The organism is Streptomyces sp. NPDC039423 (genome assembly GCF_055598725.1).
Genome location: NZ_JBVKAH010000002.1, coordinates 343,784 through 358,279 on the forward strand (window position 1 = coordinate 343,784; position 14,496 = coordinate 358,279).

The following is a 14,496-nucleotide window of genomic DNA, read 5'->3' on the forward strand; positions in this document are numbered from 1 at the left end:
TCCCCACCTCTTCTCTATGCGCGTAGAGTCCGCGTGTAGGACAGTCCCATCCCGCTGGAAGGAACCCTTCAGACCATGGACGCGATTTCCGTCATCCGCACCAAGCGGGACAAGGGCGAGCTGACCCCCGAGCAGATCGACTGGGTCATCGACGCCTACACGCGCGGCGAGGTCGCCGACGAGCAGATGTCGGCACTGGCGATGGCGATCCTGCTGAACGGCATGAACCGTACGGAGATCGCCCGCTGGACCGCCGCGATGATCGCGAGCGGCGAGCGGATGGACTTCTCGTCCCTCTCCCGCCCCACCGCCGACAAGCACTCCACCGGCGGCGTCGGCGACAAGATCACCCTGCCGCTCGCCCCGCTGGTCGCCGCGTGCGGCGCCGCCGTACCGCAGCTCTCCGGCCGCGGCCTCGGCCACACCGGTGGCACGCTCGACAAGCTGGAGTCCATCCCCGGCTGGCGGGCCCTGCTCTCCAACGAGGAGATGCTGGACGTCCTCGACTCCACGGGCGCGGTGATCTGCGCGGCCGGTGACGGTCTCGCCCCCGCCGACAAGAAGCTCTACGCGCTGCGCGACGTCACCGGCACGGTCGAGGCGATCCCGCTGATCGCCAGCTCCATCATGTCCAAGAAGATCGCCGAGGGCACCGGCTCGCTGGTGCTGGACGTCAAGGTCGGCTCCGGCGCCTTCATGAAGAACCTCGCCGACGCCCGTGAGCTGGCCTCCACCATGGTGGGCCTCGGCACCGACCACGGCGTGAAGACGGTCGCCCTCCTCACCGACATGTCGACCCCGCTGGGCCTCACCGCGGGCAACGCCCTGGAGGTCCGCGAGTCCGTCGAGGTCCTCGCCGGCGGCGGCCCCGCCGACGTCGTGGAGCTCACCGTCGCGCTCGCCCGCGAGATGCTCGACGCGGCCGGCATCAAGGACGCCGACCCGGCGAAGGCCCTCGCGGACGGCTCCGCGATGGACGTCTGGCGCCGCATGATCGCCGCCCAGGGCGGTGACCCGGACGCCACCCTCCCGGTCGCGCGCGAGCAGCACGTCGTCACCGCCCCCGCCTCGGGCGTCCTCACCCGCCTGGACGCGTACGGCGTCGGCGTCGCCGCCTGGCGCCTCGGCGCCGGCCGGGCCCGCAAGGAGGACCCGGTGCAGGCCGGCGCGGGCGTCGAACTGCACGCCAAGCCGGGCGACACGGTCACGGCCGGCCAGCCGCTGCTCACCCTCCACACCGACACCCCGGAGAAGTTCGACTACGCCCTGAAGTCCCTGGACGGCGCCTACGACATCGCCGCCGAGGGCTCCGCGTACGAGCCGACCCCGGTCGTCATCGAGCGCATCGCCTGACCCGCGCACACCCGGACGCGGACGGGGCCCGGTGGACCTCCACCGGGCCCCGTCCGGCACGTGGGCCGGCGATGAGTTCCGGCGGTGGCGGTGGTCTGCTTCCCCGTGGACACATCGGATCCGAAAGTCTTCCGCGTCACCGGCCGGATCGGGCCCGCCGACGTCCCCCGTCTGTGCGGGGAACTGGCGGCGCTGCTCGCGGAGGGGGAGGCGGAGGGGGAGGAGCCGGGCGGCCGGGACGTCGTCTGCGACGCCGGCGGGATCGTCCGGCCCGACCTCACCACCCTGGACGCCCTCGCCCGGCTGTCCCTTACCGCCCGGCGGCTCGGCCACCGGATGACCGTCAGCGGGGCCCGGCCCGATCTGCGGGCGCTGTGCCGGCTGGCCGGCCTGGACGCCCTGCTCCTCACGCCTCCAGCCGGTCCGGAAGACCGAACAGGGGGAACCAGCGCCCGGTGTCCAGGAAGAAGTCCATCCCCCCGACCTTCCCGTCCGAGACCTCCAGGACGATGAGCGCCCACGGGGTGTACCCCGCGCCGTCCTCCGCCGGGTGGTAGTGGGCGAAGGCCGGGGAGCCGTTCGCCACGGTGGGCACCAGCCGGGACCCGCGGCAGACGTCACCGACGCCGAGCATCCAGCCCACGATGTCCTCGTGCCCGCGCAGCCACAGGTCGTACGGCGGCATGGACATCGTCGCGTCCTCGTGGAGCAGCGCCGTCAGCGCCTCCATGTCGTACCCCTCGAAGGCGGCGACGTAGCGGTCCAGCAGCCGCCGCTGCTCCTCGTCGAGCGGGTCGGCGGTGTCCGTGTCGGCCGGGGCGTGTTCGGCGAGCGTCGCCCGCGCGCGCTGCAAGGCGCTGTTGACCGAGGCGACCGTCGTCCCGAGCAGTTCGGCGACCTCGCTCGCCCGCCACGCCAGCACCTCGCGCAGGATCAGCACCGCCCGCTGCTTGGGCGGCAGATGCTGGAGCGCGGCGACGAACGCCAGCCGGATCGTCTCCCGCGCGACCGCCGTCTCCGCCGGATCGGTGACGGACGGCAGGACCCGCCCGTCCGGCACCGGCTCCAGCCAGGTGATCTCCGGGCGGGCGTCGAGCCGTGCCCGGGCCACCGGTGTCGGCGCGGACAGGTCCATCGGCCGCGCCCGCCGGTTGCCCGCGCTCAGCGCGTCCAGGCACACGTTGGTGGCGATCCGGTACAGCCAGGACCGCACCGAGGACCGGCCCTCGAACTTAGCGAGGCTCCGCCACGCCCGGACCATGGTGTCCTGGACGGCGTCCTCCGCCTCGAAGGCCGATCCCAGCATGCGGTAGCAGTAGCCGGTCAGCTCCGTCCGGTACCGCTCCAGGTCCGCCTGGTCGTCCGCCACATCCGTCATCGCGTCCACCCCGCTCACGCTTCCCTCGACACACGACGGAAGCTACCGGAGGGGACTGACAACGGGGCTCACGTACCGGGCTTGCGCCCGTACACGAACACGTCGTCGCCGTTCCTCAGCATGCTCCAGTACGCCTTCGCGTCGGCCTCGCGCATGTTGACGCAGCCGCGCGAGCCGGGCGGGTTGTACATGGACTTGCCGACCGAGTGGAAGGCCTGCCCGCCGTCGAAGAACTGCGCGTAGGGCATCCGCACCTTGTAGAGCGTCGACCAGTGGTCGATGTTGCGGTGGTAGATCTTCCGCGCGCCCGTACGGGTCTCGTCGCCGTCCCGGCCGGTCCGCACCGGCACCGGCCCGTACGCCAGCCCGGCGCCGTCCTGGATCCAGGAAAGCTGCCTGGTCAGGTCCACGCACGCGATGCGCCCCTTGTTCGTCGGGCACTTCCCCGCCGCGTTGGGGTTCTTCCCCGCCGCCCGCTGCTGGAGGATCGTGTTCATCGTGCGCCAGGTGACCTCACCCGCGTACCCGACGGACGGGGTGATCCCGTGCCAGCGCTGGAACGTCTGCGTCGCCTTGCAGTCGGCCGGCGACTGCTTCCCGTCCACCGGCCTGCCCATGAACTTCTCGACCTGCTTCTGGTACGGCCCGGTCGCCGTCGTACAGGACGCCGCCTGCGCCGGCGCGGCACCGAGCGCGACGGTCAGCGGCACGACCAGTCCCGTGAGGCCGAGCGCGACCCCGGCACGTCTGCGAATCCCACCCACGTACACCACTCCCCCTGGAGCCCCTTGTGGTTGTTATGCCCTTAGGACGCTCGGGGAAGCGGAGCGGTTGTACCGCTCGCGGGATTTCCGGTCCTCCACTCGCGCGGCATGCGTTCCGTACAGGGTGAGGGAGACGACCCCGAGGACGGCCACCAGCCCCAGCAGGACCGTGCCCGCCCAGCCCCCGGCGTGGAACGCGACCGCGCCCAGGGTGCCGCCCGCGCTGCTGCCCAGGTAGTACGCCGACTGGTACAGCGCCGACGCCTGGGCCCGCCCCGTCCGCGCGGTACGGCTCACCGACGACGAGGCGACCGCGTGGCCCGCGAAGAACCCGGCCGTGATCAGCACCAGGCCGGCCAGCACCGAGACCAGGGCGTCCGACAGGGACAGCAGCAGCCCCGCCGCCGTCGTGGTCACCGCCAGGTACAGTGCCCCGCGCCGCCCCATCCGGCCCACGAGCCGGCCGGCCGCGGCCGACGACACCGTGCCGACCAGGTAGACCAGGAAGACCGAGCCGATCACGCCCTGCGGGAGCGAGAACGGCGCCTCGACGAGCCGGTACCCGATGACCGTGTACACGGCGCCGAACACCGTCATGAACAGCGCGCCGATCGCGTACAGCCGCATCAGCAGCGGGTCCGACAGATGCCGGCGCACCGTCCTCACCAGCGCGCGCGGGGCCGGCGAGCCGGGGGAGAAGTGCCGTGCCTCAGGGAGCAGCAGCCGGAACAGCACGGCGCACACCACGGCCAGCAGCCCCACCGCGGCGAGCGCGGCCCGCCAGCCCCAGACCTGGGCGACCCAGCCGGTGACGATCCGGCCGCTCATGCCGCCGATGCTGTTGCCCGCCACGAACAGGCCGATCGCGCCGACCAGCGCCTTGGGCCGCACTTCCTCCGCCAGGTACGCCATCGCCGACGCGGGCACCCCCGCGAGCGCGGCGCCCTGCACGGCGCGCAGCGCCACCAGCCACTCCAGGCTCGGCGCCAGCGGCACGAGCAGACCCAGGACGACGGCGACCGCGAGCGAGGCGGTCATCAGGGTGCGGCGGCCGAACCGCTCGGACAGGGCGCTCAGCGGCAGGACGCACAGGGCCAGCGCGCCGGTCGCGGCGGACACCGACCAGGAGGCGGCCGACGCGCTCACGCCGAAGCCGGCGGAGACGGCCGGGAGCAGGGCCTGCGTCGAGTAGAGGAGGGCGAAGGTGGCGACTCCGGCGGCGAAGAGCGCGAAGCTCATCCGGCGGTGGCCGGGCCGGCCGGGGGAAAGGCGGAGGTCGGCGACCGCGTCGGTGGCGGCCGCCTTGGTACTGGCGGAAGGCATGTCTCGACCGTAGGCACCCCGGTTTGATGCGTCCAATGCACGGAACGGCTTTAATCGTTCCCATGGCGCATAACCGCAGTTCACCGGAGTGGCTGTCACCGAACAGTAACGAAGAAGACATGGGCCTGCTGCTCGCGCCACGGCTCGCGTACTTCGCCGCGGTCGCCCGCCACGAGCACGTGACGCGCGCCGCCCAGGAGATCGGCGTCCCGCAGTCGACGCTGTCGCGGGCCATGGTGCGCCTGGAACAGGACCTCGGGGTCGCGCTGTTCGCCCGCAAGGGCCGCACCGTCTCGCTCACCCCGGCCGGGCGCACCTTCCTGGCCTCCGCCGAGCGGGCGCTGGCGGAGGTGGAGCGCTCGGCCGACGCGGTACGGGCGGACGCCGACCCCTCCGCGGGGCGGGTCGCCTTCGGGTTCCTGCACACCCTGGGCTCGGAGACCGTCCCCGGGCTGATCCGGGCCTTCCGGGTGGACCACCCCCGGGTCCGGTTCACGCTCGTCCAGAACTACGGGGAGGCCATGATCGAGCGCCTCCGCGCCGGCGACCTGGACCTGTGCCTGACGTCCCCGGTGCCGGACGCCCCCGACCTCGTGGCCCGCCGCCTGGACGAGCAGCGGCTGCGGCTCGTCGTCCCGGACGACCACCGGCTGGCGGGGCGCAGGCGGGTCCGCCTGGCGGAGGCGGCCGAGGAAACGTTCGTCACCCTGGAGCCCGGGTACGGGCTGCGCCGCATCACCGACGCCCTGTGCGCCGAGGCGGGCTTCACGCCCCGGATCGCCTTCGAGGGCGAGGAGGCCGAGACGCTGCGCGGCCTGGTCGCGGCGGGCCTGGGCGTCGCGCTGCTCCCGCCCCCGGCCGTCCCGCGCCCCGGCGTCGTCGAGCTCACGGTCACGGCACCCCGGGCCGCCCGCGAGATCGGTGTCGCCTGGCTGGACGGGCACCCGGACACCCCGCCGGTGGCCGCCTTCAAACGGTTCCTGCTGTCCCGCCGGGGCCGCCTCCTCAGCGAACCGGAGTAGACCGCCCCGCCGCCCCCGTACCGCCGGGCCCGCCGCGCCTACCGCCCGCGGGCTCCGCCGAAGCCGGAGGCCAGCGGCATCCGCAGGCCCAGCGGCGGCGGGGCGGCCAGGGCGTCGGCGACCGGGCGGGAGAAGGGGTGGCCGAACAGGGCGCCCAGGACGAAGTCCGCGGCCAGGGCGGTCACTTCCGCGTGGTGCTCCCGCAGCCCGTGCCCGTCCGAGTGGACCTCGAACCGGCAGGTGTCGCGGTTGGCCTTCTTGGCCCGCTCGGCCAGCCGGAAGGACAGCTCCGGGTCCGTACGCGCGTCGTTCGTGCCGTGCGCGATCAGCACGTGACGCCCGGCGAGCTGTTTCACCGGTTCGGGTGTCGCCGCCACGTCGTCCTCGGGCAGCCAAGGGGCGAGCGCCAGCACCGCGTTGACTGCCGTGTGGCCCGCCGCGCGCAGCGCCGCCCGGCCGCCCATCCCCCGCCCGGCCAGACAGACCGGGACGTCCCCGTAGCGGCGCACCGCCTCGGAGGCCGCCCACCGCGCGTCCTCCGCGAGCCGGGCGTCCGCCCCGTTCCAGCCCCGCCCCCGGTAGCGGACCACGTGCGCCACCAGGCCCTCCGCCCGGCCCGCGGCGGCCAGGCGGCGCGCCAGCGGGACGGCCGCCGCGTGGGCGAGCGCCGACGGGCCGCGCCCCGAGACCGGTTCCCCGTCCGGCAGGAGCAGCACCACGCCGCCCACCGCCGTGCCGGATGTTCCCACGGGCCTGCCCAGCCTGGGCGCCCGCGCCCCTCCCGTACCTACGAGTGCGTGGTGTGCCATGGCAGAACAGTCTCAGAAGCCGAGATGTACGCGCCCCGTACACGCGGTCACCGTTACGTATCGACGCGCCTTCTACGCGCGTAGGGGCTAGAGTTCGAAAATGACGAGCCAGACACCGCACATCCCGACCGCGGACCAGATCCGCCGCGCCCCCAAGGTGCTGCTCCACGACCACCTCGACGGCGGTCTGCGCCCCGGCACCGTCCTCGACCTGGCCGACGCGACCGGCTACACGGCGCTCCCCGAGCACGAGCCGGACAAGCTCGGTCTCTGGTTCCGGGAGGCCGCCGACTCCGGTTCGCTGGAGCGCTACCTGGAGACCTTCGCCCACACCTGCGCCGTCATGCAGACCCGCGAGGCCCTCGTCCGCGTCGCCGCCGAGTGCGCCGAGGACCTCGCCGAGGACGGTGTGGTGTACGCGGAGGTGCGGTACGCCCCCGAGCAGCACCTCGACAAGGGGCTCACCCTCGAAGAGGTCGTCGAGGCCGTCAACGAGGGCTTCCGCCTCGGTGAGCGGCGCGCCCGCGAGAGCGGCCGCCGCATCCGCGTCGGCGCCCTGCTGACCGCCATGCGGCACGCCGCCCGTGCCCTGGAGATCGCCGAACTGGCCAACCGTTACCGCGACAAGGGCGTCGCCGGCTTCGACATCGCGGGTGCCGAGGCCGGTTACCCGCCCACCCGCCACCTCGACGCCTTCGAGTACCTCAAGCGCGAGAACAACCACTTCACCATCCACGCGGGCGAGGCCTTCGGCCTGCCGTCCATCTGGCAGGCGCTCCAGTGGTGCGGCGCCGACCGGCTGGGCCACGGCGTGCGGATCATCGACGACATCCAGGTCGCCGAGGACGGCACCGTCACCCTCGGCCGGCTCGCCGCGTACGTACGCGACAAGCGCATCCCGCTGGAACTGTGCCCGACCTCCAACCTCCAGACCGGCGCCGCCCCGTCGTACGCCGAGCACCCCATCGGGCTGCTGCGCACCCTGCACTTCCGGGCCACGGTCAACACCGACAACCGGTTGATGTCGGGCACCAGCATGAGCCGCGAATTCGAGCTGCTGACCGGTACGTTCGGCTACACGCTCGACGACATGCAGTGGTTCACCGTCAATGCGATGAAATCAGCATTCATTCCTTTCGATGAACGACTGGCGATGATCAATGACGTCATCAAGCCGGGGTACGCCGAGTTGAAGTCCGAATGGCTGTTCCGGCAGACCGCTGCGACCAGCGATGTCTCGCCGAAAACCCCCTGAACACGCCCTTGTCCGGACGGCCGGGAATCCCATGACCCGGCCGCTCGGGGTGTTTGCGGGCGTCACGGGACGATGACTAAGTTGCAGAGCCGCTCATCTTTCCCCGAGTTCCCGCAAGGACGACATTCGATGAAGCAGTCCGCCGCCAAGACCCTCGGTGTCGCCGCTCTCGGCGCCGCGTTCGCCGCCACCGCCGCCGGCACCGCCTCCGCGGCCACCACGACGCCCACCAGCGCCGCGCTGGGCGCCGCCACCGCCACCGCGGTGCCGGTCCTCCAGTCCGCCGTCGAGCAGGCTCCGAACAACGCCACCGAACTGCTCGGCACCGGCCAGGAGCTGGCGGGCGCCGCCACCAAGAACGCCTCCGTCCAGGGCCTGCCCATCGACCCGGCCGCCGCCACCGGCCTCCTCGGCGGCCTGCCCATCGGCGGCTCCCTCCCGGTCGCCGGTCTCGGCGCCTGAGCCACCGGCAGCCGCGTACGCGCCTGGGGCGCCCGCCTTCACACAAGGCGGGCGCCCCAGGCGCGTACGCGTGACGATCACCAGGCCGGCTTGGCGGCCTTTTCCGACGGCAGCAGCATCCACAGCGCCAGGTACAGCAGGAACTGCGGTCCGGGCAGCAGGCACGACGCCACGAAGAGCACGCGCATCGTCGTCGCGGAGGTGCCGAAGCGCCGTGCCAGCGCTGCGCACACTCCGCCGATCACGCGTCCGTCACGGGGGCGGGCAAGTGCGGCCATGGTGGGCTCCTTCGCGGGAGGAAGTCGAATCTCATCGATGACTCCATCCTCGCCCCGAAGGCCCGGACAAAACGTCGGACTACGGGGCGACACCGACCCTGGGAATCCTCGGGGTCGCACCCTGAGAGACGTCCTCCCGCAGCAGCCCCATCCCGCGCCGGCCCCGGCCCCGGCCGCCACCGCCGGCCGCCCGCGGGCCCCCGTCCCGGCCCGGCCCCCGGTCCCGGCGCCGCAGCCGCCCCCGCCACGCGGGCACCACCGCGAGGTGCGCCAGCGCCACGCCCGTGGTGTTCAGCAGCAGGGCGTCCACGTCCACGACCCGGCCCGGCACCGCCGTCTGAAGCAGCTCGATGCCCAGCGACACCAGCGCGCCCGCCACGACCGTCCGGGCCAGCGACGCCCACGGGGAGACCGCCAGCCGGCCGCCCGCCATGGGCAGCAGCACACCCAGCGGGGCCAGCAGCAGCAGGCCCGCGCCGATCCGTCTCGCGGCCTCGGCCGGACCGAGCGCCAGATCGGCCTTGATCCCGGCCAGGGGTTCCAGATTGGCCGCCGTCACCCACATCACGTCCCGCGGCCGGAGCGTCAGCCACGCCACGAGCACCAGATGGGCGATGAGGAGGATGAGCCCCGCCGCGCGGAAGCGGATGACGGCACTGCCGTCCGTACCAAGACGCTGCACGCCCCCCAAGACGCGCCGACCGGCACGATCGGTTCCGCCCCCGGGACGGTCGACAACACCGCCTTCTTCGCCCGGGCCGCCCACCCGCCCGGGCCGGTGCCACCGGGCCTGTGCCACCGGGCCCGGGCAGCGGGCTCAGGAGGCCGGCCGGGTCGGGACCGCCGAGTCGGGGCGTTCCCTGAGCTGGGCCGTGCACGCGTAGCGCCGCACCGGGTAGGAACCCGGCCCGCCGAGCAGCGCCGAGCCGCCCTCCGCGGTCGCGCCGTTCTCCGCGTACGTGCACACGATCTGCGACAGTGCCGCCGCGGGCAGGTCCTCCGGCTGACGGCTCAGCCGCAGCGACCCCTCCGGATCGCCCTCCCGGCCCGCCGACACCGTCAGCGGACCCTCCACCGAGGTGGTGAACCCGGCCTCGCGCTCGCCCGCCGACGGCTCGGCCAGGAGCTGGTTCAGCAGCGCCCGGGCCACCGCGACCCGGCCGCCGCCCGGGTTCTTGTCGCCGGACTCCGGGACCGTACGGTCCACCGCCTCCAGGCCCGACGCGCACACCAGGTACACCCGGACCGGCACCGGCTGCTGCAACTGCGCCTGCGGAGCGACGTCCCCGCCCGACACGCTGCACGGCAGCCGCGACGGCGCGGCGCCCGCGTCGACCGGCACCGACGTCGTACGGATCCCGCAGCCGGCGAGCACGGCGGCCAGCACCGCGACCCCCGCCAGCGCCACCGGACCCCGCCGCTCACGCACCCCCATCACCGCCACCCTCCCGCTCCTCGCCGTCCGGCGCGCCGGTGGCGGAGGCGTCGCGCGGCAGCCGCAGCACGAACACCGCCCCGTCGCCGTCCGGCGAGTTGGCCGCCGTGATGTCCCCGCCGTGGATCAGGGCGTTCTCCATCGCGATCGACAGGCCCAGACCCGACCCCTCCGAACGCGGCCGCGACGCGCTCGCCTTGTAGAACCGGTCGAAGACGTGCGGCAGCACCTCCCCGGGGATGCCCGGCCCGTGGTCGCGCACCTCGATGAAGAGGTCGTCGTCCACCGTCCGCACCGACACCCGCACCGGCGACCCGCCGTGCTTGAGCGCGTTGCCGATCAGGTTGGCGAGGATCACGTCCAGCCGGCGCGGGTCCAGCCGCGCCATCGTCCCGCGCTCGGCGTCCAGCTCGACCGCGTCCAGCCAGGCCCGCGCGTCGATGCACGCGGTGACCTGGTCGACCACGTCCACGTCGTCCAGCACGAGCCGTGCCGTGCCCGCGTCGAAGCGGGTCACCTCCATCAGGTTCTCCACCAGCGTGTTCAGCCGCCGGGTCTCACTGACCACCAGGGCGACGGCCGGCGCGATCATCGGATCGAGGCCGTCCTCCTCTTCCTCCAGCACCTCCGTCACGGCGGTCAGCGCGGTCAGCGGCGTCCGCAGCTCGTGGGACATGTCCGCCACGAACCGGCGGCTGGACTCCTCCCGCGCGCTCATGTCCGCGACCTTCTTCTGGAGGCTCTCCGCCGCGCTGTTGAAGGTCCGGGACAGGTCGGCCAGCTCGTCCGTGCCCGACACCCGCAGCCGGGTGTCCAGCTCGCCCTCACCCAGCCGCCGCGCCGCCTCGCCGAGCCGGTGCACCGGCTTCAGTACGGTCGTCGCCGCCGCCTGCGCCAGCAGCGCCGAGACGATCAGCGCCAGCGCGGACGCGATCCCGAGCGACCACGCCAGTGAGTTCAGGTCCTGGCGCTCGGGTTCCAGCGACTTGAACATGTACCCGGTCGGCCCGCCGCCCACGATCCGCGTACCGCCGACCAGGTAGGGGGTGCCGTCCCGCGTCGTCCGCTGCCAGAACAGGTGGTACGGGAACCGGTTGCCGTCCGCCACCTCCTGGCGCTCGTTCACCGCGAGCCGCAGCGTCTCGGGCACGTCGTCCATCGTGAACCGGTCCGGGTCCGACACCCCCACGATCGGCTTGCCCTTGGCCCGCTCGCCCAGCAGCACCACGCCGTAGCCGACACCGCCCGACGACATCTCCTCGGCCGTGCGCCGCAGCTCCTCCTGCGTCGGCCGCAGCGGCAGCGTGGCGGCCCGCCGCTGCATCTCCTGGCGGAAGTCGTTCAGCGCCGAGTCCTGCGTCCGCTGGAGCACCGCCTCCCGGTTGAGCCAGTACGCGATGCCCGACGCGGAGGCGGCGGCCGTCAGCGCGACGAGGGCGAAGACCACGACGAGGCGCAGCCGCAGACTCGTCCGCCTCACGCAGGCACGTCCAGCCGGTAGCCCACACCCCGGACCGTGCGGATCAGGGTCGGCGAGGACGGCACGTCCTCCACCTTCGCCCGCAGCCGCTGGACGCACGCGTCCACCAGGCGCGAGTCGCCCAGGTAGTCGTGCTCCCACACCAGCCGCAGCAACTGCTGCCGGGACAGCGCCTGACCGGGGCGGCGGGACAGCTCCAGCAGCAGCCGCAGCTCCGTCGGCGTGAGCTGGAGGTCCTCGCCGTTCTTCGTCACGGTCATCGCCGACCGGTCGATCACCAGCGATCCGAAGGTCGCCGAGTCCGTCGACTCACGCTCGCCGCGCCGCAGCACCGCCCGGATCCGCGCGTCCAGCACCCGCCCCTGCACCGGCTTGACGACGTAGTCGTCCGCACCGGACTCCAGGCCCACGACCACGTCGATGTCGTCGCTGCGCGCGGTCAGCAGGATGATCGGCAACTGGTCGGTACGCCGGATCCGGCGGCACACCTCGAAACCGTCGATGCCGGGCAGCATCACGTCCAGCACGATCAGGTCCGGCCGCTGCTCGCGCAGCAGTTTCAGGCCGTCCTCGCCCGTCGCCGCGGTGGCCACTTTGTGGCCCTGGCGGGAGAGCGAGAGTTCGAGGGCCGTGCGGATGGAATCGTCGTCCTCGATCAGCAACAGGAAAGGCACGCCGTCATTCTGTCCCATGGGGGCCGGACAGTTCGACCGCCCGGGCCTGTGACAGGTCTGTGACAGTCGGCGGACACCGCTATGAAGTGGCCCCGGCAGAGTCATTGGCACACGGACCGAAACGGACTCCAACCGACGGGGGGCGCGAGATGAACGCACTGCACAGCACCACCTCCAGCGCAGTTGTCACGCGTCTCCACGACGTCACGCGGAGCACGGAGAAGTCCGGTGCCGTGAACGGGCGGGGGTGCGTTCGCAGCGCCGGGCGTCAGCACAAGGCGCCGTACATGGTCGCCGTGACTGACGGGGGAACGGCGTACGGGGAGGCAACGGGGGAGCGGACGAACCTCACGGAGGCTGCGAATGCCGAAGCGGCGTTCACCGCCTACGTGACGGAGCGCCGCGCCTCCCTGTACGCCACCGCCTACCACCTCACCGGTGACCGGTTCGAGGCGGAGGACCTGCTCCAGAGCGCGCTGTTCTCGACGTACCGCGCCTGGGAGCGCATCAGCGACAAGGCGGCGGTCGGCGGCTACCTGCGCCGCACCATGACGAACCTGCACATCAGCGCCTGGCGGCGGCGGAAGATCGACGAGTACCCGACCGAGGAACTCCCGGAGTCCGCCGGCGACACCGACGCGATGCGCGGCACGGAACTGCGCGCGGTGCTGTGGCAGGCGCTCGCCCGGCTGCCCGAACTCCAGCGCACCATGCTGGTGCTGCGCTACTACGAGGGCCGTACGGATCCGGAGATCGCGGAGATCCTGGACATCAGTGTCGGCACGGTGAAGTCGAGCATCTGGCGGTCGCTCCGCCGGCTGCGCGAGGACGAGGTCCTCAGCTTCGGCCGTGACGAGGAGGAGTCCTTCGGCCAGCTCGTGGCCTGAAGGCAGGGGGGCCGGTCGCGGTTTCGGGGGAGACGGCGGACGGCGACCGGAGAACGGGGGACACGGGGGAACCGGGGGGGACAACGGGGTAACGGGGAAATGAGAAGGCGCGTGGCCGGACAGGACGGGGGGTCCTGTCCGGCCACGCGCTGTTCCCGTGTCCGGGCCGGTGCGTGAGGGGCGGGCGGTACCGCTACGCCGGTTCGGGCGCCCTGGCGGGGGTCGCCGGCCCGCGGTGACGGCCCGCCGCGGCGGCGGCGAGACGGCCCAGCGCCTCGGCCTTGTCGCAGGGGTGGGCGCCCAGCGCGGCCTGGCGGGTGACGATCGAGCGTTCGGCCCGCATCAGGCGCCAGCCCCGGCGCAGCAGGAACGGCACGGACTTGCGGCCCTCGCGCAGGTCCCGCAGCAGCCGGCGGCGGAACGTGGTGGACGGCCGGCCGCGCAGGCACAGGGCGTCCGCCAGCACACCGAGCCCGTGGCAGCGCGCCACGATGTCCGCCGCGAAGATGCCCTCGGCCACGAACAGCGGGGTCCGCTCGATGTCGAGCACCTCCCGGCCGGCGCGCGAGCTGCTGGCGATGTCGTACACCGGGACGGCGGTGCGCCCGGTGGCGCACAGTTCGGTGATGGCGGCGACCGCCGCGTCCGCGTCCCAGGACAGCGGGGAGTCCCAGTCGACGTCCGTGCTTCCGGGGACGAGCGGGAGCGTCGGGTCGTCGGCCTCCTTGTAGAAGTCGTCGAGGCGCAGCACCGGCAGGCCGGTGCGGGCCGCGAGGGAGGACTTGCCGGAGCCGGAGGGGCCCGCGAGCAGCACGACGCGGGTCGGGATCGGTTGGGAACTCACGGGACACCAGTCTGAACCATTGACCCGGTAGGGGGACCCCGCCAGGGACCCGTTGGTATCCAGCATCACATCTCAAATACGGTGCGTACCCGACACGTTACGCAGGTGGCAGGAGCTTCCATGACACGTCATACCTTGCTGAAGGCCGGGGTCGCCGTCTCGGCGCTGGGCGCCGCCCTCGGTGTCACCGGTGGCGCGGCGCACGCGGTGGTGCAGCCGCCGCAGGTGCCGCAGCTACCGAAGACGGACCCGCAGGCGGCCCTCCAGGGGACGATGGGCGCCGTTCCGCACGTGACGGGGGTCGCCAAGAACCTGAAGGTCAACCCGCTGGCGCAGACGGGCGTGGACCCGCTGAACAACGGTGTGGGCACGCAGGTCGGCGACTTCAAGCCGGTGGACACCACCTCGGCGACCGGCTCCCTGACGAGCCTGCCCGGGCTGCCGGTCGCGGGCCCCCTGCTCGGCGGGGTCATCCCGGGCTGACGCTCCCGCGGCCACGAGAACGGCTCCGCTTCCCCCGGACGGAGGGGAG

Annotated in this window: 17 protein-coding genes; 7 read left to right on the top strand and 10 right to left on the bottom strand. The window is 73.1% G+C overall.

What is annotated here, in order from left to right; all coding sequences use genetic code 11:
* The first annotated feature begins 75 nt into the window (after positions 1-75).
* Both ACZ7LK_RS07570 and ACZ7LK_RS07575 read left to right on the top strand, forming a co-directional pair.
* A complete protein-coding gene (locus ACZ7LK_RS07570; protein WP_392272386.1) occupies positions 76-1,353 on the top strand; it encodes a thymidine phosphorylase in 1,278 nt (425 codons plus the stop codon).
* Between the two features lie 105 nt (positions 1,354-1,458).
* Complete coding sequence (locus ACZ7LK_RS07575; RefSeq protein ID WP_471139560.1) at positions 1,459-1,866, top strand: STAS domain-containing protein; 408 nt, start codon at positions 1,459-1,461, stop codon at positions 1,864-1,866.
* Here ACZ7LK_RS07575 and ACZ7LK_RS07580 read toward each other — a convergent pair.
* From ACZ7LK_RS07580 to ACZ7LK_RS07590, 3 genes are all read right to left on the bottom strand, one after another.
* Positions 1,760-2,731, bottom strand: coding sequence for a sigma-70 family RNA polymerase sigma factor (locus ACZ7LK_RS07580; RefSeq protein WP_392272384.1), 972 nt, complete (start codon positions 2,729-2,731; stop codon positions 1,760-1,762). The two genes, ACZ7LK_RS07575 and ACZ7LK_RS07580, sit on opposite strands and share 107 nt — an antisense overlap.
* A 68-nt stretch (positions 2,732-2,799) precedes the next feature.
* Positions 2,800-3,495: a L,D-transpeptidase family protein gene (locus tag ACZ7LK_RS07585; RefSeq protein ID WP_392272383.1), complete on the bottom strand. Its 696-nt coding sequence runs from the start codon at positions 3,493-3,495 to the stop codon at positions 2,800-2,802.
* Positions 3,496-3,528: 33 nt separating this feature from the next.
* Entirely contained in the window at positions 3,529-4,818 is a 1,290-nt protein-coding gene (locus tag ACZ7LK_RS07590) for an MFS transporter (RefSeq protein WP_469465285.1), read from the bottom strand.
* Positions 4,819-4,880: 62 nt separating this feature from the next.
* Here ACZ7LK_RS07590 and ACZ7LK_RS07595 point away from each other — a divergent pair, with 62 nt between their 5' ends.
* Entirely contained in the window at positions 4,881-5,840 is a 960-nt protein-coding gene (locus ACZ7LK_RS07595; RefSeq protein ID WP_392272381.1) for a LysR family transcriptional regulator, read from the top strand.
* Between the two features lie 38 nt (positions 5,841-5,878).
* On the opposite strand, the gene ACZ7LK_RS07600 is transcribed toward ACZ7LK_RS07595, so the two are convergent.
* Positions 5,879-6,649 (bottom strand): alpha/beta hydrolase, encoded by a 771-nt coding sequence (locus ACZ7LK_RS07600; RefSeq protein ID WP_392272380.1) that lies wholly within the window; start codon positions 6,647-6,649, stop codon positions 5,879-5,881.
* Positions 6,650-6,749: 100 nt separating this feature from the next.
* Between ACZ7LK_RS07600 and ACZ7LK_RS07605 the strand changes: the two genes are divergently transcribed.
* Complete coding sequence (locus ACZ7LK_RS07605; RefSeq protein ID WP_392272379.1) at positions 6,750-7,904, top strand: adenosine deaminase; 1,155 nt, start codon at positions 6,750-6,752, stop codon at positions 7,902-7,904.
* A gap of 129 nt (positions 7,905-8,033) precedes the next feature.
* Entirely contained in the window at positions 8,034-8,366 is a 333-nt protein-coding gene (locus ACZ7LK_RS07610; protein ID WP_392272378.1) for a hypothetical protein, read from the top strand.
* Between the two features lie 77 nt (positions 8,367-8,443).
* On the opposite strand, the gene ACZ7LK_RS07615 is transcribed toward ACZ7LK_RS07610, so the two are convergent.
* From ACZ7LK_RS07615 to afsQ1, 5 genes are all read right to left on the bottom strand, one after another.
* Entirely contained in the window at positions 8,444-8,644 is a 201-nt protein-coding gene (locus tag ACZ7LK_RS07615) for a PspC domain-containing protein (RefSeq protein ID WP_392272377.1), read from the bottom strand.
* 79 nt (positions 8,645-8,723) lie between these two features.
* Positions 8,724-9,335, bottom strand: a complete 612-nt coding sequence (locus tag ACZ7LK_RS07620) for a VanZ family protein (RefSeq protein WP_392272376.1) — start codon at positions 9,333-9,335, stop codon at positions 8,724-8,726.
* 126 nt (positions 9,336-9,461) lie between these two features.
* Positions 9,462-10,079, bottom strand: a complete 618-nt coding sequence (locus ACZ7LK_RS07625; protein WP_392272683.1) for a hypothetical protein — start codon at positions 10,077-10,079, stop codon at positions 9,462-9,464.
* Positions 10,066-11,559, bottom strand: coding sequence for an ATP-binding protein (locus ACZ7LK_RS07630; RefSeq protein ID WP_392272375.1), 1,494 nt, complete (start codon positions 11,557-11,559; stop codon positions 10,066-10,068). Before ACZ7LK_RS07630 ends, ACZ7LK_RS07625 begins: the two co-directional genes overlap by 14 nt.
* Positions 11,556-12,233: a two-component system response regulator AfsQ1 gene (gene afsQ1 / locus ACZ7LK_RS07635; protein WP_179166385.1), complete on the bottom strand. Its 678-nt coding sequence runs from the start codon at positions 12,231-12,233 to the stop codon at positions 11,556-11,558. Before afsQ1 ends, ACZ7LK_RS07630 begins: the two co-directional genes overlap by 4 nt.
* A gap of 149 nt (positions 12,234-12,382) precedes the next feature.
* Between afsQ1 and ACZ7LK_RS07640 the strand changes: the two genes are divergently transcribed.
* The gene (locus ACZ7LK_RS07640) at positions 12,383-13,120 is read left to right on the top strand and encodes a SigE family RNA polymerase sigma factor (protein WP_392272374.1); all 738 of its coding nucleotides are present in this window, start codon (positions 12,383-12,385) and stop codon (positions 13,118-13,120) included.
* Positions 13,121-13,313: 193 nt separating this feature from the next.
* On the opposite strand, the gene ACZ7LK_RS07645 is transcribed toward ACZ7LK_RS07640, so the two are convergent.
* Positions 13,314-14,030 carry a uridine kinase family protein gene (locus tag ACZ7LK_RS07645; protein WP_471138937.1) on the bottom strand — a complete coding sequence of 239 codons (717 nt, stop codon included), beginning with the start codon at positions 14,028-14,030 and terminating at the stop codon, positions 13,314-13,316.
* Between the two features lie 54 nt (positions 14,031-14,084).
* On the opposite strand from ACZ7LK_RS07645, the gene ACZ7LK_RS07650 reads away from it, so the two are divergent.
* Positions 14,085-14,447, top strand: coding sequence for a hypothetical protein (locus tag ACZ7LK_RS07650; protein ID WP_392272372.1), 363 nt, complete (start codon positions 14,085-14,087; stop codon positions 14,445-14,447).
* Positions 14,448-14,496 lie beyond the last annotated feature (49 nt).

Bases quoted from the DNA above. Each gene is read 5' to 3' on its own strand.
- ACZ7LK_RS07640 (WP_392272374.1), top strand. From the start codon at position 12,383: ATGAACGCACTGCACAGCACCACCTCCAGCGCAGTTGTCACGCGTCTC.
- ACZ7LK_RS07590 (WP_469465285.1), bottom strand. From the start codon at position 4,818: ATGCCTTCCGCCAGTACCAAGGCGGCCGCCACCGACGCGGTCGCCGAC.
- ACZ7LK_RS07580 (WP_392272384.1), bottom strand. From the start codon at position 2,731: ATGACGGATGTGGCGGACGACCAGGCGGACCTGGAGCGGTACCGGACG.
- ACZ7LK_RS07570 (WP_392272386.1), top strand. From the start codon at position 76: ATGGACGCGATTTCCGTCATCCGCACCAAGCGGGACAAGGGCGAGCTG.
- ACZ7LK_RS07605 (WP_392272379.1), top strand. From the start codon at position 6,750: ATGACGAGCCAGACACCGCACATCCCGACCGCGGACCAGATCCGCCGC.
- ACZ7LK_RS07650 (WP_392272372.1), top strand. From the start codon at position 14,085: ATGACACGTCATACCTTGCTGAAGGCCGGGGTCGCCGTCTCGGCGCTG.
- ACZ7LK_RS07600 (WP_392272380.1), bottom strand. From the start codon at position 6,649: ATGGCACACCACGCACTCGTAGGTACGGGAGGGGCGCGGGCGCCCAGG.
- ACZ7LK_RS07645 (WP_471138937.1), bottom strand. From the start codon at position 14,030: ATGCTGGATACCAACGGGTCCCTGGCGGGGTCCCCCTACCGGGTCAAT.
- ACZ7LK_RS07615 (WP_392272377.1), bottom strand. From the start codon at position 8,644: ATGGCCGCACTTGCCCGCCCCCGTGACGGACGCGTGATCGGCGGAGTG.
- ACZ7LK_RS07625 (WP_392272683.1), bottom strand. From the start codon at position 10,079: ATGGGGGTGCGTGAGCGGCGGGGTCCGGTGGCGCTGGCGGGGGTCGCG.
- ACZ7LK_RS07610 (WP_392272378.1), top strand. From the start codon at position 8,034: ATGAAGCAGTCCGCCGCCAAGACCCTCGGTGTCGCCGCTCTCGGCGCC.
- ACZ7LK_RS07595 (WP_392272381.1), top strand. From the start codon at position 4,881: ATGGCGCATAACCGCAGTTCACCGGAGTGGCTGTCACCGAACAGTAAC.